This window comes from Isoptericola sp. NPDC019482, from assembly GCF_040632295.1.
Lineage (GTDB): Bacteria > Actinomycetota > Actinomycetes > Actinomycetales > Cellulomonadaceae > Isoptericola.
This window is the reverse complement of the sequence record NZ_JBEYBQ010000032.1, coordinates 36199-53237: the sequence shown is the minus strand read 5'-3', so window position 1 is coordinate 53237 and position 17039 is coordinate 36199. Positions and strand designations below refer to the sequence as shown.

The following is a 17039-nucleotide window of genomic DNA, read 5'->3' as shown; positions in this document are numbered from 1 at the left end:
GCACATGGCAAGAGCCTGCTCAGCCGCGGCGGCGCCCGGGTGGGCTGGTGGTCGGCCCGCTCGCGCGGGACCCACCTAAAGTGGGCCAAACGCCCGCTCACAACAGGTTTCGGGGCACGTGTGGGAGAGGGATGCAGATGACGGACACCCCGTGGCTCGTCGTCGGGCTGGGCAACCCCGGGCCGAAGTACGCGGGCAACCGGCACAACGTCGGGCAGATGGTGCTCGACCTGCTCGCCGAGCGCACCGGCGCGCGGTTCTCGCGGCACGCCCGCGCCCAGGCCGCCGTCGCCGAGACGCGCCTCGGCGTCCTGCCCGGCGGTCGCCCCGGCCCCCGCGTGGTGCTGGCCAAGCCCAGCACGTACATGAACACCTCCGGCGGACCCGTCGCCGGGCTCGTGAAGTACTACGGCGTCGACCCGGCCCAGGTCGTCGTCGTGCACGACGAGGTCGACATCCCGTTCGACACCATCAAGCTCAAGTCCGGCGGCGGCGAGGGCGGCCACAACGGCCTGCGTGACATCACCAAAGCCCTCGGCACCAAGGACTACGTGCGCGTGCGCGTCGGCGTCGGCCGCCCCCCGGGCCGCACGGACACCGCCGACCACGTGCTCAAGGACTTCTCCGCCACCGAGCGCAAGGACCTGCCCATCCTCGTCGACGACGCCGCCGACGCCGTCGAGATGGTGCTCGTCGACGGGCTCCTCGCCGCGCAGGGGAAGTTCCACACCAAGGTCTGAGGGTGGTTGCCCGGGGTCGTTTCACCCGGGTGGAAAGCCCCAGAATGCCCTCTGATCCGGGCCCCGGTTCCATACGCTCGACGGGCGGTCACCGACCGTCCGCACGAGGAGGAACCATGGGCCCCACTGTGGCGCTCGCGCACGACTACGCGACCCAGCGCGGTGGAGCCGAACGTGTCGCGCTGATGATGGCCGACGCCTTCCCCGGCGCACCGATGTACACCACGCTCCACGACTCGGCGGGCACCTACCCGCAGTTCGGAGAGCTGGACCTGCGGACCACCGGCCTCGACCGGCTGGCCGTCCTGCGCCGCCATCACCGGCTCGCGCTGCCGTTCCTCGCCGGAGCCGTCGACCGCACCAATGTCGAGGCGGACGTGCTGCTCGCCAGCTCCACCGGCTGGGCGCACGGGTATCGGGGTGCCGGGCGCACCGTCGTGTACTGTCACGCCCCCGCGCGCTGGCTCTACCAGGCCGGGCGGTACCTCGGGCCCGACACCGGCAGCACGCTGCATCGCGCCCGCCGCGCGGCGGCGGCCGCGGCCCTCGGGATGCTCTCCCCGGCCCTGCGGCGGTGGGACGCCGAGGCCGCGGCCGGCGCGGACGTGTACCTGGCGAACTCGACCGTGACCCGGCAGGCGGTGCGCGACGTCTACGGCATCGACGCCGAGGTGCTGCCTCCGCCCCCGGCGATGCTGCCCGACGGACCCGAGCGCGCGGTCCGCGGGATCGGGCCAGGGTTCCTGCTGTGCGTCGCGCGGCTGCTGCCCTACAAGAACGTCGACGTCGTGATCCGGGCCGCCCGGGCGACGGGTCGCGAGCTCGTCGTCGTCGGTGACGGACCGGATCGCGCGCGTCTCACTGCGCTCGCCGAGGGCGCCCGCGTCCACCTGCTCGGCCGGGTGGACGACGCGCAGCTGCGCTGGGTCTACCGGCACGCGTCGGCGCTGGTCGCAGCCTCGTACGAGGACTACGGGCTGTCCCCGCTCGAGGCCGCTTCCTTCGGCCGGCCGGCCGTCGTGCTGCGCGACGGCGGCTACCTCGACACCGTCGTCGACGGCGTGACCGGGGTCTTCTTCGACCGCCCGCAGGTCGACGACGTCGCCCGCGGCATCGAGGACGCGGCGTCCCGCGACTGGGACGCCGAGAAACTCACGTCGCACGCTGCGCGGTTCGGCGTCGACCGCTTCGCCGCGCGACTGCGCGAGGTGGTCGCGGATCAGCTCGCGATCGCCCGTGGTGGTCGCCCCGAGACCAGGTCCGGGACCGAGCAGCACGTCGCCACACGAACCACCGCCGATCTCGTCGGCGTCGAGACGAGGCAGGGGATCCAATGACATTCCGGGAGCTGCTGCATGCGGTGTGGTTCGGGCGCTGGTTCGTGCTGGGCGCCCTGGTGGTGACGCTCGTCGGTGCACAGCTCTACGCGGGCCAGCAGGAGGTCGAGTACCAAGCCACCGCCGCGGTCCAGCTCGGCCTGGGCACGTCGGCCACCGGTGAGGTGACGCCCGAGGCCGACCCGTCGTCCGTGACGTCCGACGAGCTGCTCGCGCGCGCGTCGGCGGGTGGAGGCGCCGCCGTGCTGCCCGGTCAGGTCTCGGCCGCCTACGACAGCGGCTCTCGGACCATGACGATCGAGGCGAGGGCCGCGACGCCCGAGGCTGCCGTCGCCGCGGCCAACGCCGTCGCGGATGCGTATGTCGACGTCCTGCCGGAGGTTGTCGGCTCGCAGGTCTCCGCGATCGACGAGCAGATCAGCCGTGTGAGCGACCAGATCGAGAAGGCCCGCGCCACGCTGGAGCAGCAGGCGAAGGACCCGGAGGCCAAGGCGCTCGAGCAGACCGGGATGGACACCCTCACCCAGCTCACCAGTACCAAGACGGCGTTCGCGCTGCTCGTCGAACCTGGCCGGCTCACGGCGCCCGCGCAGGCGGCGTCACCGGTGACCCTCAGCGGCAGCAACGTCATCGGCGTCGCCATCCTGCTGGGGCTCGTCGCCGGGGTCGGCCTCGCGCTCGCCCGAAGCGCGCTCGACCAGCGGGTGCGCACGGCTGCCCAGGCGGCGAGCATCGCCGATGCTCCCGTGCTCGCCGAGATGGGGGGCATGTCGCGCGCGACCAAGGAGTCCGGGCGAGATGGTCGGCTGCCGGTGGCAAGCCGTGTCGCGACACCGTTCACGGAGTCGGTGCGCGAGCTGCGCACCGCCGTGCAGGTGGGGCTCGAGCACCGTGACCACGTGGCCGTCGTGGTCTCCGCGGCCGACCCGCGGGCACCGCGGGCCTTCGTCACCGCGAACCTGGCCGCTTCCTTCGCGCTGTCGGGGCGACGCACCATCGTGCTGTCCGGGGACATGCGCCGCCCGCAGATCGACACCCTGCTCCCGCCGCCCGCCGACTGGGACGGGCCGAGTCACCAGCTGCGTCCCACCCGGGTCCCGAACCTCGAGGTGTGCCCGGTGCCGGACGTCGAGCTCGACCCGGCCGACTACCTGGCGACGCAGGGCGCGCAGGATCTCTTCCAGTCGCTGACGCGGCAGGCGGACATCGTCGTCGTCGACGCGCCACCCATCCTCGCGGCGGCCGACGCGACGATCCTCGGTGGGTACGCCGACGGGACAGTGCTCGTGGTGAGTGCGGGGCGCACCGACCGGCTCGTCCTCGGTGAGGCCGCCGAACGCCTGCGCACCAACGACGTCCCGCTCCTGGGGATCGCGGTGGCGGGGGTAGCGGGCAACCGCCGCACGGAGTACGCGGCGACCTACGGCGACTCGAGGGCCGACGTCGCCGAGAGCGGCGCGGGTCGCTCCGACGATGTCGCGGAGCGATCAGGGAAGGTGGACGAGCCGGATCCGAGCTCGGGTCGCACCTCGGTCGGGTCCCGCCGTCTCGGGGGGACGGTGGGCGCTGCTGTTCCTGAGGGTCGCGCTGGCCGGTCGGTGGCACCTGCCGGTACCCGCGGCACTCGCTGAGCCCTGACGACCTGGTCGCCGGGTGTCGACCGCAGATCAGTACCCGAGCGCCTCCCGCATGAGCACCGCCTGCGCGTCCCAGGTGGGCAGTCCTTCCGGCGGGAGGACAGCGGGGACGGGCGCGGCGTCGAGCACGGTGGCGACCGCGCGAGGGAACCGGTCCGGGGGTACTGCCGTCACGTGGGATGAGCCGAGCGTCGCGCGTGCGTCGCGGAACCCCGACACCGGGGTCGAGACGACCGGCCGACCGGCGGCGAGGTACTCGTAGAGCTTGATCGGGTCCAGGCTGTCGGTGAACGCGTCGACGTGGTGCGGGACCACCAGCACGTCGGCGTGCGTGAGGTAGGCGGGAATCTGGTCATACGGTCGTGGCCCGGCCAGCACGACACCTGCGGAGCGCAGCCGGGCCACGTCGTCGGCCGCCAGGAGCGCCGGGCCGACGAGGACGAGGGTCGCGCCTGCCGGAGCGGCGCGCATCGCTCCCGCCGTCGCGACGCAGAGCTCCACGTCGAGCCGGTCGGGGTGCAGTGTGCCCGCGTACAGGGCCACCGGCCCTGAGGGCATGTCGGACGGCCGCGGACCGGGCCGGCGGTACGCCTCGACGTCGACGCCGTTGCGGACCAGGACGACGCCGACGGGGTCCGTCCCCTGGGACCGTGCCGACCGCCGCCGTGCGCCCTTGCCCTCGGCGAGCGCGGGGGAGCAGACGGTCACGACGTCGGCACGTGCGAGGAGGTCGTCCTCCCACCTCCGCAACCGGTCCAGCTCAGCAGCAGGGCGGGCGGCGGCCAGCCAGTCGTCGGTGACGTCGTACAGCACCTTGCCGGGCGCAGCCCCTCCGGAGACGGCGTCCAGGAACGGGACACCGCCCAGGTCGTTGACCCACACCGTCGGCCATCGGTCGTCGAACCGGCGCACGACGGTGCGAAGCACCCGACGCGCGCGCCGGACGTCGAACCCTGGGTCGACGCGTCGGGGCAGCCATTTCGTGGGCTCGTACAACCACAGGCGTTCCCCGGGGCCGCGCCGCAGCCCGCGACCCGGTCGCGGTCGCTCGCGGCGGAGGAGTGCGAGGGAGACGTCGCGCGGCGGCTCGACGAACAGGACGTGCAGGGCCGCGTCATCGCGCAGGAGACGCGAGACCAGGTGCTGGTTGCGTCGCCAGACGTCGTCCCACGGTTCGAGCGACACCACGACGAGAGCGCGGGGCGGTCGACCCTCGGTCACCGGACGCTCCGGTAGACGGCGTCGGTCGCCGCGACCTGTGCCTCGAGCGTGAAGCCCTTGCGCTGCCGAGCCTGCGCGGCGGCGCCGTAGGCGTCCCGCGCCTCGGGGGCGGCGGCGAGCGCGGCCAACGCTGCGCCGGCCCGCGCAGCGGACCCCGCCGGGAACAGCACGTCCGAGGTGAGCGCGGGGGAGCAGAGTCCCGTGAGCAGTTCCACGTGGCCGCCTGCGGCCGCGGCCACCACCGGCAGGCCGTGGGCCATCGCCTCGAGCACCGAGAGCCCCAGGCCCTCGACGGGACAGGGGGCCAGGAGCAGTGCGGAGGTCCGCAGGAGGTCCGGGACGTCGCCGCGGAAGCCGAGCCACTCGACCTTGTCGGCGACACCGATCTCCTCCGCGACCTGCTGAAGGTGGGAGCGCAGCGGGCCGTCCCCGGCGACGCGCAGCGTCCACCCGTCGTCGCGAAGACCAGATGCCGCGAAGGCGCGCACCCCAACCTCGGCGGCCTTCTCCGGGGCCAGTCGTTGGGCCATCAGCACGACCTTCTCCCGCCCGCGGGCGGGCGCGGCGTCGGGCTGGGAGTCGACACCGGGATGAATCACGGTGCTGGAGCCGTCGACCGAGTCCGCCACGAACGCGCTGATGGACATCTGGGCGCGCACGCGTGCCCGGGCGACGGCAGCCACCGCGCCCCCGGCCGGCCCGGTTCCGCGGGGCCGGGCGAAGTGTCGCGTGGTAACCACGGGTGCGCGGTGTCTCCAGGCTGCGACCCCCGCAAGCGTGGCGGCCACCTCCGCGGCGGTCATGTGCACGTGCAGCACGTCGTGCTGGGGCTGTGCGCGGAGAGCGCGGACGACGTCGACGGTGGTCGCGGCGGGCTCGACCGAGACTCCGGACCCGGCCAGCTCACCTGCCATCGGGCCGACGGCCCCGCCGATCACGTGCACCGTGTGCCCGGACGCCTCCTGGGTGCGGGCCAGCCGGGCCACGTGCCGCTCGACCCCGGCGAACCCGTCCGATCGGATGGCATGCACGACCTTCATCGGTGCTCCGTGGGTTGGTGGGCCGCGTCGATCTCCGTGAGCAGCTTTAGGTACCGCGAGGCGACCCGGTCCCACGTGCGCTCCAGCGCTGTGGCGCGAGCCGCGGCGGATCCGGCGGCACGCGCGGCGGCATCCTTTCCCAGCACCTGCGCGAGGCCCTTCGCGACGTCGGCGGCCGTGCGTTCCACGAGCGCACCGTTGATCCCGTCGTCGATGAGGTCCGGTGCTGCGCCCACGCGGGTGGCGACGACGGGCACTCCGGCGGACATGGCCTCGAGCACCACGAGAGCGTCGGCCTCGTAGGAGCTGGGCAGCACGAGCACGTCCGCGGCCCGGAGCGCCTCGCGGGCGTCCGGCTGCCGTCCGGCGAGATGGAGCCGTCCGCCGAGGCGGGCCTGCCAGCGATCGGTCACCAGGGCGAGGACCTCCGCCGTGCCGCCGACGACGAGCACGTGCAGCTCGGGCCGCTGCGCCGCGGCCTCGAGCAGCAGGTCGAGGCCCTTGCGTGCGGGTTCGTGTCCCACGAACAGGGCGCAGTCGACGTCGTCGGGGACGCCGAGGCGCGCGCGGGCCGTCACGCGTCCGTGCGCGGTCGTCGGTCGGAACGCCTCGGTGTCGACCCCGTTGCCGATCACCACGCACGGCGCGCCCAGTCGGCCGTAGGTCTCCACGAGCCCGTCCGCCTCACGGGTGGTCAGGGAGACGACGGCCCGGTGCAGGCGTCCCCGGTAGCGGGTCCGGTCCCGCAGGTAGGTGGCGGCGTGGAGCGGGTTGAGCCACCACCTCCGCCGCCCGCGGGCGCGCATCGCCATCGCGAGGATCCCGTGGTTGACGTACACGTGCCCGGCGTACACGTCGTTGTGCACGAGCGATACGAGGTCGGGGTCGGCCGCGAGACGCCTGCGGAGGGTCAGCGCGCCGACCACGGTGAACCACCCGACCCGCAGCGCGTGCACCGGCTTGGCGAACGGTCCGCGAGCGGGGGGCAGCCACGCGCCGTGGGCTTCCGCCAGGGTGTGACGTTCGGTCGCGACGCCGGCGCGGGTGAACGCCGCCTCGAGATGGTGGGCGACGGCTCCGACCCCGGTGCCGGGTGCGATCTCGGGCGCGACCTGGACGATCCTCATGGCGCTGCCTGCTCGAGCGCGCGCTGCCGGACCACGGCGGTGCGAGACCGGTGGGCAAGGCGTGCCGGCGGCGATGCCGCACGGTGCTGCGTCTGGGCCAACGCACCGAGGCAGATGCCGGCGACGGCGAACGGGACACTCACCTGGACCGACACCCAGAAGAGGTCGAACTGGCCCTGGACGAACCGCATCGCCACGACCGCGAGGGCGAGGGTCCCGTAGGCCGGATCGACCCGCCAGAGCACGATCATCGAGCCCAGCATCATGACGAGGAACCCGAGCAGCCCGATCGTCCCGGCCGAGGTCAGCACTTCGAGCTCAGCGTTGGGTGGTTGGAACGCGAAGTCGGTGCGGCCGGCCGTCCACCATCGCAGGCCGACGCCGAACCACTCGTGCTCGCTCCACACGGACAACGACTGCTGGTACCAATCGAGCCGCTGCTGCGCCGAGTTGTGCTGATTTGTCGACGTCAGCTGCTCGGCGACGAGGGAGACGACGTAATAGGCGGCGGGCAACACCGCCACCAGGATCCAGCGGCTGTGGCGCACGCCGGACGCGCGTCGCAACGATGCCGCGACGACGACGACACCGAGACCGATGAGTGCCTGCCTCGCCTGGGTGGCGACCACACCGACCGCGCAAAGCCAGAAGGCGGAATAGGTGAACAGTCGCGGCCAGCGCAGCCACGGCGGGCGCACATACGCCACCACGGCTCCGAAAGCGAGGACGTTGCCGACGAAGTTCTTGTGCATGTCGTACGGGAAGGAGATGTAGACGGGCCCGGTGTCGCCGTGCAGCAGCTGGGCGGCTGCCGTGCCGCACGTGACGAGCGCGAGCAGGGTGCAGGCGCCCAGGAACGCGGTGAGCGCCGGCCGGGCGTACCCGGACCGGCCCACCGCCCAGCCGACGACGACCGCCCCGCCCACGGACAACCAGGCATGGAACCACTCGACCGTGTTGGCAGGGAACGGGTTCGCCACGACCGTGAACAGGGTCGACACCTGATAGACCGCCGAGAGCCACAGGAGGGCGCGCATCTCGCGAGAGAACGGTCGCGGGCCGACAAGGATCGCCACCCAGAACGCGCAGAACAGGACGAAGTCGCTCAGGGACAGGTCGACGCCGCCGCCGCCGACTCGCCTGACCACGATCAGCAGGGGGATCGCGAGGACGGGGAGCGCCGCCGGTTCGCGCAGTGTGAGGCCGCCGAGGAGCAGCACGGCTGCGCCGGCGAGCGCCACGAGCATCGGGTCGCTCAGGAGTTCGCTCACAATCGGCCACCCCTGGCACCGGTCATGATCCGCAGCCGTCGTCGCGCCGTCGCCCCGGCCGCGCCGCGGCGCACCGCACGGACCAACGCCCCGGCGAGCATCGCCACCTGCGCAGACCTCCAGCCCGTCGGGCCGTGATGCTTGCGCAGGTAGCGCTCGAGCGAGGCATGGAAGAGCCGATCACGCTCGGCGGGGTCGGTGCTCGTGGCGCCACCGACATGCATCGCATGGGCTTCCGGCACGACGGCGTGGCGCCATCCGACGTCGCTGGCGCGTCGTGCCCAGTCCGCCTCCTCGGCGTACAGGAAGTAGCCGGTGTCGAGTCCGCCCACCTGCGCGAGGGCCTCGACGCGCAGGAGGAGCACCGACCCGATGACGTATTGGTCGGCCGGACGGGTCGCCGCTACTCTCCCCAGCCCCACAGCCTCGAGCCAGGCGCGTCGGGGACTGGGGAACGGCCATGACACGCGGGCCGGTCGCCCGTCCTCGTCCGTCTGGGCCGGCCCGACGGCCGCGAGGCCGGGGTCGGCGTCGAGCGCCTTCGCCAGCAGGTGGACGTCGGCCGGGTCGACGACGGCGTCCGGGTTGAGCAGCAGGACGTGTGCCTCGGGGTTGCGTCGGTGCGCGAGGCCGTAGGTGACGCCGCTCGCGAATCCGCCGTTGTGCCCAGGGTCGAGGTAGCGCGCACCGTGGGCGAGGGTGACCGTCCGCACGGTGTCGTCGGACGAGTTGTCGACCACGGTCACCGGCAGGTGCCCCGCGAGCGGGGCGAGGGCCCGGCCGAGGAGGTCGGCGCGGCCATAGGCGACGACGATCACTTCGACGTCGCGTCCGGGGCGGACATCGGCCGGCGCACCCCCGGGCGTCTCGAGGACGGCGTCGTAGAGGTCGTGGTACCGGGCCGCGACGGCCGGCCACCCGCATTCCGCGGCTCGCTCCAGCCCTGCGGCACGGAGCCGCGCCGCAAGATTCGGGTCCGTCCCGACGGCGACGACGGCATCCCGCAGGGCGACGGCGTCGTCGGGCGGCACCAGCACACCCGCATCGCCCACGACGTCCGGCAGCGCTCCCGTCGCCGTCGCGACCACCGGGGTGCCGCAGGACATGGCCTCGACGGCGACGCGGCCGAACTGCTCCACCCAGCCCGGGGTCTGCAGGGACGGCACGGCCAGCACGTCGATCCCCGCGTAGAAGGCAGGCAGGTCCTCCGGCGGGAGGCTGCCGCGCGTGTCGATCCGGCCGCCGGACGCGGCGGCCGCGGCGGCGACCTCGGCCCGCAGCGAGCCGTCACCGGCCAGGACGAGAAGGAGCTCGGGCTCGGCGTCGTCGGGCCGTCCGCCGACCGCGTCCAGCAGCACCTGCACGCCCTTGTGGGGCTCGAGGCGGCCGGCGTAGCCGACACGAACGACGTCGTCACGCCAGGGCGGGCGCTCCGGGGGCTCCGCACTGAGGGAGACTCCGAGCGGAACCACCGGCGCGGGGCCCCGCAGGCCCTTGTCGGTGACGATCCGCGCCGCGCCCGAGTTGCACGCGACGACGGCGGCGGCCCCCCGGAGAGCCAGGCGCTCGAACCAGCGGAACGGCACGGGATACCGCTTGTGGATGTTCTGGGCCGAGTACAACACGTAGGGCGCGGAGCGGCCCTGGCCACGGCCGAGGGCTCGGCGCAGGCCGCGCAGGGCGAGGATCTCCGCGGTGGCGAGGGCGAACGGCTCCTCGTGCACGTCGAGCACGTCGTGGGGCCGGCCCAGCTCGCGCCACAGGGCACAGGGGTCGTAGAGGAACAGCGCCGGGTGGCGCCCTGCGGTCCGGATGCCCACGACATCCTCGCCCGGGCGGGGGGCCAGGTGGACGGGTCGCCCGCCCGCCTCCCAGCTGCGCGCCGACAGCACGCGCACCTCGATCCCCCGGCGCCGCAGCTCGCGCTCGCGCTCGCGCCAGGCGTCGACGACCGCGCTGTGCGAGACCCGCAAGACCTTCATGGCTCCCGATCCTGACCGCCGCCGACCTGTCACGGAACGACGCCGCCGCACAATCACCCGGGTGACGAGCCTTTTCACCCCGGGCAACACTCACGGTGGGCGGTGCCCGCTGGTTAGCGTCGAGGCGGCGTGAAGCCACCGGCCCGAGGGATTCCCTGCCCGCGGGACCGGCCGGACGACGACGGGGGACGGACCATGCGAGTGCTCGTCGATGGTGACCGCGGGTACGTGGGTGCGGTGTTGGTGCCGTTCCTGCAGGCGGCGGGCCACGAGGTGGTCGGCCTCGACGTCGGCTGGTACGACGGCTGCGACTTCGGCCCCCCGGTGACGGGGTACGAGCAGCGCACCGGCGACGTCCGGGACGCGCGGCCCGAGGACCTCGCCGGCTTCGACGCCGTGATCCACCTCGCGGCCATTTCCAACGACCCGTTGGGGCACCTCAACCCGCAGGCCACCTACTCGGTGAACACCGACGGCGCCGTGCGCATGGCGCGCGCGGCGAAGGCGGCCAGGGTGACCCGTTTCCTGTTCTCGTCGTCGTGCTCCCTGTACGGCGCGGCGGGCGACGAGCCTGTCGACGAGGGCGCCGAGTTCCACCCCGTCACCCCGTACGGGGAGTCGAAGATCCAGGCCGAGCGCGGCCTCTCCGCGCTCGCCGACGACGACTTCTCGCCCACGTTCCTGCGCAACGCCACCGCGTACGGCTCGTCGCCGCGGCTGCGGGCCGACATCGTGGTCAACAACCTCACCGGCACCGCGTACACGCGCGGGGAGGTGCGGCTGCAGTCGGACGGCTCGCCGTGGCGGCCCCTCGTGCACGTCGAGGACATCGCGCGGGCGTTCCTCGCCGGGCTCGAGGCCCCCCGCGAGGTGGTGCACGACCGGGCCTTCAACGTCGGCCGGGACGAGGACGTCGTCCAGATCCGCACCGTCGCCGAGCAGGTCAGCGAGGTCACCGGCGCCCCCGTGACCTTTGCCGCGGGGGCGGGGGCCGACACCCGCAACTACCGGGTCGACTTCACGCGCATCCGCACCGAGCTCCCCGCCGCCGCCCCGCGCTGGACGGTGCGGGACGGGATCCGGCAGATCTGGCAGGACGTGCACCGGTTCGGCCTCACCGCCGACGACTTCGAGGGCCCGCGCTTCGTGCGCCTGCACCGGGTGAGCGAGCTCGCCGCCAGCGGTGCGCTCGACCTCGAGAACCTGCGCACCACGGCGGTGAGGGCGTGACCGCCGTGTCGGCGGCGCGGCACGCCGCCAGCGCGCCCGAGGGAGCCGCCGTGCCCGCGCCGTCGTGCCGGCTGTGCGGCGCACCCCTGACCCGCACCTTCGTGGACCTCGGGATGTCGCCGCCGTGCGAGACCTACCCCACGGCCGAGCAGGTCGACGGACCGGAGGTCTTCTACCCGCTGCACGTGCGGGTGTGCGAGCAGTGCCTGCTGGTGCAGCTGCCCGCTTACGTGCCGGCGGAGGACATCTTCGACGACTACGCCTACTTCTCGTCCTACTCCGCGTCGTGGGTGGAGCACGCGCGCCGGTACGTCGACGGCGCGGTGGAGCGGCTCGGGCTCACCCCCGAGCGGTCGTTCGTCGTCGAGGTGGCGAGCAACGACGGCTACCTGCTGCGGCACGTCGTCGACCGGGGGATCCGCTGCCTCGGCATCGAGCCGTCGGGCAACGTGGCCGCGGCCGCGGTCGAGCGGGGCGTGCCCACGGTGGTGGAGTTCCTGGGCGAGGAGACGGGGCGGCGCGTGCGCGCCGAGCACGGCCCGGCCGACCTCGTCGTGGCCAACAACGTGTTCGCGCACGTGCCGGACATCGTCGACTTCTCGCGCGGGCTGCGGCAGCTGGTCGCCGACGACGGGCGGGTGTCGATCGAGATCCCGCACCTGCTGCGACTCGTCGAGGGCAACGAGTACGACACGATCTACCACGAGCACTACAGCTACCTGTCGCTGCTCACGACGCAGCGCGTGCTGGCCGCCGCCGGGCTCACGGTGGTGGACGTGGACGAGCTGCCCAGCCACGGCGGCTCGCTGCGCACGTGGTCCGTGCCGACGCCCGACGTCGGGTCCGAGGCCGGGTCCGGGGGAGGGCCCGCCGGCGACGTGCCGGAGCCCTCCGCCGCGGTCGCCCGCGTGCTCGCCGCCGAGGCCGCCGCGGGGCTGCACACGGTGGAGGGGCATGCCGGCTTCGCGGAGCAGGTCGCCGCCGTGCGCGACGACGTGCTGCGCTTCCTGCTCACCGCACGCCGCGAGGGCAAGCGCGTGGTGGCGTACGGAGCGCCTGGCAAGGGGAACACGCTGCTCAACCACTGCGGTGTTCGCCCCGACCTGATCGAGTTCGCCGTCGACCGCAACCCGTACAAGCACGGCCGGTTCACGCCGGGCATGCACCTCCCCATCCACGCGCCCGAGGCGCTCGACGCCGCGCGGCCGGACTACGTCGTCGTCATGCCGTGGAACCTTCGGCAGGAGATCTCGGCACAGCTCGCGCACGTCGCCGACTGGGGAGGCCGGCTGGTGACGTTCCTGCCGCGCCTCGAGGTCTTCGAGCCGGGCACGTGAGCGCCGTCGTGCCGGGCTGGCGCTGCCGGTGGTGCCGGTCGGACCGCGCCGCGGTCGTGCTCGACCTGGGGAACCAACCGGCCGCGGACAGGTTCCCCGGCCCGGAGGATCCGGCGCCGGACCCCGTGCACCCCTTGCGCATGGTGATGTGCGACCGGTGCCACCTCGCCCAGCTCGAGGAGGATCCGACAGGCCCCGAGCAGCCGCTCGGCGTCGAGCCCGCCGCACTGGTGGCTCAGGCCCGCAACGGCGTGGCCGACCTGGTCGCCGGTGGGCTGCTGCCCCCCGGCGCATGGGTGGGGGAGATGCGCAGCCCGCATGGCGGATCGTGGCTCGAACGGGTCCGCGAGATCGCGCCGGACGCGGTGCTGCTGGACGGGCCCGGCACGGTCCCAGGACTCGCCGCCGATCTCGTCGTCGACTCCCTCGGTCTCATGCACGAGGCGGACCAGCGTGCTGCTTGGGACGCGCGCGTGGACTCTCTCGCGCCCGACGGCGTCCTGGCACTGCACGTGCACCCGCTGTCCGTGATCGTGCGTGACGGCACCTGGAACGCCCTGCGGCACGGGCACTTCGCGTACTTCTCGATCACCGTGCTGGTGGAGATGGCCAGGAGCACGGGCCTGGTGCCTGTCGGCTTCTGGCGCTACCCGCTGTACGGCGGGACGCGGCTCCTGGCGCTGGCGCGCGAGGGATCACGTCACTCCCTGGGCGCGGGCCGGGTGGCCGCTGGCCTCGTCGCGGCGGAGGCGGCGGCCGAGGCCGCCGCCGGGGTCACGGAGCCGCGAGCGGTGCAGGCGCTCCAGCGGCAGGTGGCCCGCTCCACGAGCGTGCTGCGGGGCTGGCTCGACGCGAACACCGGCACCGTCGTCGCCTACGGCGCGGCCTCGCGTGCGGTCGCGCTGTTCGCGCTGGCGGGCGTCACGGCCGACGACGTCCTCGCCGTCGTCGACGCGTCCCCCGCCAAGCGTGGCCGGGCCATGCCCGGGGGACCCAGCCCGCGGGTGCCGGTGCTCGGGCCGGACATCCTTGCCGAGGTGCGTCCGGACAAGGTGTTGCTGCTGGTGCCGGACCTCCTCGAGGAGGTCCGCGCGGCCCACCCGGAGGTCGAAGCGTTCGGAGGTCGCTGGGTCGTCGCCGAGCCCGAGCTCGTCGAGGTCGAGCCGCTCAGTCGGGACGGCGGTCGCTGGCGGTGAGGGTCGCGGCAAAGGCCGTCCATGAGCCGGCGGCGGCGTCGCGGTCGCTCACGAGGGAGACCGGCAGTGGCCACGGGACCGCGAGGTCGGGGTCGAGGTGGTGTACGGCGACGTCCTCGGCCGGGTCGTGCTCGGCATCGATGCGGTAGCAGACGTCGGCCGTGTCGGTGAGGGTCTGGTGGCCGTGGAGGAAGCCTCGGGGCACGTACAGGACGTGGAACGACTCGTCGTCGAGAAGGAACGCCTCGACGTCGCCGTAGGTCGCCGAATCAGGCCGGGCGTCCACGATGACGTCGAGGACGGCGCCGTGGGCGACACGGACCAGCTTGGCCTCGCCCGCACCGATCCTGCCGTGCATCCCGCGCACGACTCCGCGGGAGGATCGCGATTGGTTGTCCTGGACGAATGCGAAGGGATCGAGGCCTGCAGTGCGAGCTACATCGGCGTCGAACGTGCGGGTGAAGAAGCCACGCGCGTCGCGGTGGGGAGAAGGGGTGAAAAGCAGCGGGCCGGTCATCGTCGTGGCGTGCACTTCCATGGCTGAAGGCTACCGACGGAGCGTGTCGGGGACCGGATGAAATGCAGCGGATCCTCTACTCGCCTCGGCTCGTGCGGGCAACACTGAGACCGGCGATACCACGGTGGGGAGGTTCAGATGAATACGCAGCGGCGAGCCGTTGTCCTGGGCGCGACGGGCGGGATCGGCTCCGCGGTCGCGCTCGAGCTCGCGACAGACCACGAGCTCTGGCTCGTGGGCCGCGACGAGGACCGGTTGCGCGACTGCGCCGCACGCATCGTGGGATCCCACCTGTGGCGCCTCGACCTGGAGTCGGACGACGTCTCGCTCGTTCCGTCCGAGCTCGGGGAGGTCGACGTCCTGATCCTCGCGGCCGGCTGGTGGCGCCCTGGACGTGTCACGGAGCTGTCCCCGGCCGACCTGCGGCAGTCCTTCGCCGTGAACGCGATCGGTCCTGTCCAGCTCCTCACTGCCCTGCTGCCGCGGTTCCGTGCCCCCTACGCGCGCGTGATCGCCCTGAGCTCGACCGCCGTGCACGCCAGCCCCAGGGAGCGGGCGGCGTACGTCGCCGCCAAAGTGGCCCTCGAGTCGCTTCTCCAGGCGGTGCACGAGGAAGAGGGGTCGCGGGGCACCCAGATCACGATCGTCCGCCCGGGACGAGTCTCGACCGCGATGCACGCCGCCGTTCGGCGCGCCGAACGGGCCGACGACCGCCCGCCGGTCCTGGAACCGGCGGACTTCGCCGCCGTGGTCCGCACCCTCATCGAACTTCCGTCGGCGGTCCATGTGCCCGAGGTGGTCGTCCGTCCCGCGCTAGTCGTCGATTCACTCGAAGGAGTCAGGTCGTGAAGGTCGTCCTCTTCTGCGGTGGGCTCGGGATGCGTATGCGTTCGGAGAACAGCCAGCTGCCCAAGCCGATGATGCCCATCGGGTCGCGACCCGTGCTGTGGCACATCATGAAGTACTACGCCCATTTCGGGCACAACGAATTTATCCTGTGCCTCGGATATGGTGCGGGCGCGGTCAAGGACTACTTCCTCGACTACCGCGAGACGCACTCGAACGACTTCGTCCTGTCGGAGGGGTGTCGGAAGGTCGAGATGCTGTCGACGGATATCAGCGACTGGCGGATCACTTTCGTCGACACGGGTATGAGCACGGCAATCGGTGAACGACTCCGGAGAGTGCGCCAGTATCTGGGCGGCGACGAGATGTTCCTCGCGAACTACGGCGATGTGCTGACCGACGCGCCGCTCGACGCGATCGTCGAGGACTTCGCCAGGACCGAGGCCGTCGGGACCCTGCTCGCCGTCGACCCGAAGGACTCGTTCCACGTCGTGAAGATCGATCCAGACGGGAACCTTCAGGGGATCGAGCCGGTCGCCGAGATGGAGATGCGCATCAACGGCGGGTACTTCGTGCTGCGGCAGGGCATCTTCGACTATCTCGACGAGGGCGACGATCTCGTGATGGACGGGTGCGTCCGCGCGGCCAAGGACGGCAGGTTCCGGGCCCAGCGTTACGACGGTTTCTGGGCGCCCATGGACACCTTGAAGGAGAGGCACCAGCTCGAGGAGCTCCAACGGACGGGACAGAGCCCGTGGGCGGTCTGGGAAGGCCGAGGGAATGACTCCGGCAGGCGCGCGCCCGTGATCGACGTCCCGGACGTGTCGAGCCGACCGGCCGAGGTCTCGCGATGATCGAGATGCTCGTTCCCGGCGGGTCGCTGACGGTCCTGTGTCTCGGCGCCCATCCTGATGACATCGAAATCGGCTGCGGAGGGACGCTCCTGGCGCTGAGCGCTGTGCGTGAGGTCGACGCTCAGTACGTGGTGATGACGGGCGACCCCGCCCGGCAGGTGGAGGCGAAGCAGGCGGCGGAGAGCTTTCTGCCCGGGGCCATGGTCGAGTTCGGGGGCTTCCCGGACGGCCGGCTGCCGGCCTGCTGGAACGAGGCGAAGGACTTTCTCGAGTCGGTCGCACGACGGACACCGCGCCCTGACGTCGTCTTCAGCCCGCGCCGGGACGACGCGCATCAGGACCACCACGCGGTCGCCGCGCTCGTGCCGACGGTGTGGCGGAACGCCCTCGTGCTGGAGTACGAGATCCCGAAATGGGACGGCGACCTGGGCGGCGTGAACCTCTACGTCCCCCTCGACGAGGCGGAGGTCGAGCGCAAGCTCGCGCTGCTGGACGCGTCGTTCCCCTCACAGGTCACCCGCGACTGGTGGGACCGGGAGACGTTCACCGCGCTCCTTCGCCTGAGGGGGGTGGAGTCCAGGTCGCGGTACGCCGAGGGCTTCGTAGCACGCAAGGTGCTCCTGGGCCTCGGCGCCGACCGGAGGCCCGGACCCCTGCGTGGAGGGGAGGGCCACTGATGGGTGCCGCTCCGAAGGTGACACTGG

General features: G+C 72.8%; 15 protein-coding genes. 9 read left to right on the top strand and 6 right to left on the bottom strand.

The features are described 5' to 3' along the window. Nucleotides 1-137 precede the first annotated feature (137 nt). The 3 genes from pth to ABZ493_RS17485 all read left to right on the top strand — a co-directional run bounded on the left by pth (nucleotide 138) and on the right by ABZ493_RS17485 (nucleotide 3708). Nucleotides 138-740 carry an aminoacyl-tRNA hydrolase gene (gene pth, locus ABZ493_RS17495; RefSeq protein ID WP_430583426.1) on the top strand — a complete coding sequence of 201 codons (603 nt, stop codon included), beginning with the start codon at nucleotides 138-140 and terminating at the stop codon, nucleotides 738-740. Nucleotides 741-856: 116 nt separating this feature from the next. After that, nucleotides 857-2077: a glycosyltransferase gene (locus ABZ493_RS17490; protein ID WP_430583425.1), complete on the top strand. Its 1221-nt coding sequence runs from the start codon at nucleotides 857-859 to the stop codon at nucleotides 2075-2077. After that, on the top strand, nucleotides 2074-3708 hold the full coding sequence (locus ABZ493_RS17485; protein ID WP_430583424.1) for a CpsD/CapB family tyrosine-protein kinase: 1635 nt from the start codon (nucleotides 2074-2076) through the stop codon (nucleotides 3706-3708). Before ABZ493_RS17490 ends, ABZ493_RS17485 begins: the two co-directional genes overlap by 4 nt. Nucleotides 3709-3744: 36 nt before the next feature. Here ABZ493_RS17485 and ABZ493_RS17480 read toward each other — a convergent pair whose 3' ends face one another. The 5 genes from ABZ493_RS17480 to ABZ493_RS17460 are packed head-to-tail and all read right to left on the bottom strand — an operon-like array spanning nucleotide 3745 to nucleotide 10355. Then, complete coding sequence (locus ABZ493_RS17480) at nucleotides 3745-4935, bottom strand: glycosyltransferase (protein ID WP_430583423.1); 1191 nt, start codon at nucleotides 4933-4935, stop codon at nucleotides 3745-3747. Next, nucleotides 4932-5975 carry a glycosyltransferase family 4 protein gene (locus tag ABZ493_RS17475; protein ID WP_430583422.1) on the bottom strand — a complete coding sequence of 348 codons (1044 nt, stop codon included), beginning with the start codon at nucleotides 5973-5975 and terminating at the stop codon, nucleotides 4932-4934. Before ABZ493_RS17475 ends, ABZ493_RS17480 begins: the two co-directional genes overlap by 4 nt. Next, entirely contained in the window at nucleotides 5972-7102 is a 1131-nt protein-coding gene (locus ABZ493_RS17470; protein WP_430583421.1) for a glycosyltransferase family 4 protein, read from the bottom strand. The genes ABZ493_RS17475 and ABZ493_RS17470 overlap by 4 nt, the downstream gene beginning before the upstream one ends. Then, nucleotides 7099-8373, bottom strand: coding sequence for an O-antigen ligase family protein (locus ABZ493_RS17465; RefSeq protein ID WP_430583420.1), 1275 nt, complete (start codon nucleotides 8371-8373; stop codon nucleotides 7099-7101). Before ABZ493_RS17465 ends, ABZ493_RS17470 begins: the two co-directional genes overlap by 4 nt. After that, the gene (locus tag ABZ493_RS17460) at nucleotides 8370-10355 is read right to left on the bottom strand and encodes a glycosyltransferase (RefSeq protein ID WP_430583419.1); all 1986 of its coding nucleotides are present in this window, start codon (nucleotides 10353-10355) and stop codon (nucleotides 8370-8372) included. The genes ABZ493_RS17465 and ABZ493_RS17460 overlap by 4 nt, the downstream gene beginning before the upstream one ends. 195 nt (nucleotides 10356-10550) lie before the next feature. Between ABZ493_RS17460 and ABZ493_RS17455 the strand changes: the two genes are divergently transcribed. The 3 genes from ABZ493_RS17455 to ABZ493_RS17445 are packed head-to-tail and all read left to right on the top strand — an operon-like array spanning nucleotide 10551 to nucleotide 14118. Further along, nucleotides 10551-11585 carry an SDR family oxidoreductase gene (locus tag ABZ493_RS17455; RefSeq protein WP_430583418.1) on the top strand — a complete coding sequence of 345 codons (1035 nt, stop codon included), beginning with the start codon at nucleotides 10551-10553 and terminating at the stop codon, nucleotides 11583-11585. After that, nucleotides 11582-12922, top strand: a complete 1341-nt coding sequence (locus ABZ493_RS17450; protein WP_430583417.1) for a class I SAM-dependent methyltransferase — start codon at nucleotides 11582-11584, stop codon at nucleotides 12920-12922. Before ABZ493_RS17455 ends, ABZ493_RS17450 begins: the two co-directional genes overlap by 4 nt. Beyond that, nucleotides 12919-14118, top strand: a complete 1200-nt coding sequence (locus ABZ493_RS17445; protein WP_430583416.1) for a methyltransferase domain-containing protein — start codon at nucleotides 12919-12921, stop codon at nucleotides 14116-14118. The genes ABZ493_RS17450 and ABZ493_RS17445 overlap by 4 nt, the downstream gene beginning before the upstream one ends. Here the strand turns inward: ABZ493_RS17445 and rfbC are convergent. Continuing rightward, nucleotides 14090-14656, bottom strand: coding sequence for a dTDP-4-dehydrorhamnose 3,5-epimerase (gene rfbC / locus ABZ493_RS17440; protein ID WP_430583415.1), 567 nt, complete (start codon nucleotides 14654-14656; stop codon nucleotides 14090-14092). The two genes, ABZ493_RS17445 and rfbC, sit on opposite strands and share 29 nt — an antisense overlap. Before the next feature lie 117 nt (nucleotides 14657-14773). Here rfbC and ABZ493_RS17435 point away from each other — a divergent pair, with 117 nt between their 5' ends. The 3 genes from ABZ493_RS17435 to ABZ493_RS17425 are packed head-to-tail and all read left to right on the top strand — an operon-like array spanning nucleotide 14774 to nucleotide 17012. Continuing rightward, the gene (locus ABZ493_RS17435) at nucleotides 14774-15484 is read left to right on the top strand and encodes an SDR family NAD(P)-dependent oxidoreductase (RefSeq protein WP_430583414.1); all 711 of its coding nucleotides are present in this window, start codon (nucleotides 14774-14776) and stop codon (nucleotides 15482-15484) included. Continuing rightward, nucleotides 15481-16335 (top strand): sugar phosphate nucleotidyltransferase, encoded by an 855-nt coding sequence (locus ABZ493_RS17430; protein ID WP_430583413.1) that lies wholly within the window; start codon nucleotides 15481-15483, stop codon nucleotides 16333-16335. Before ABZ493_RS17435 ends, ABZ493_RS17430 begins: the two co-directional genes overlap by 4 nt. Next, nucleotides 16332-17012: a PIG-L deacetylase family protein gene (locus ABZ493_RS17425; protein ID WP_430583412.1), complete on the top strand. Its 681-nt coding sequence runs from the start codon at nucleotides 16332-16334 to the stop codon at nucleotides 17010-17012. Before ABZ493_RS17430 ends, ABZ493_RS17425 begins: the two co-directional genes overlap by 4 nt. The last annotated feature ends 27 nt before the right edge of the window (nucleotides 17013-17039 follow it).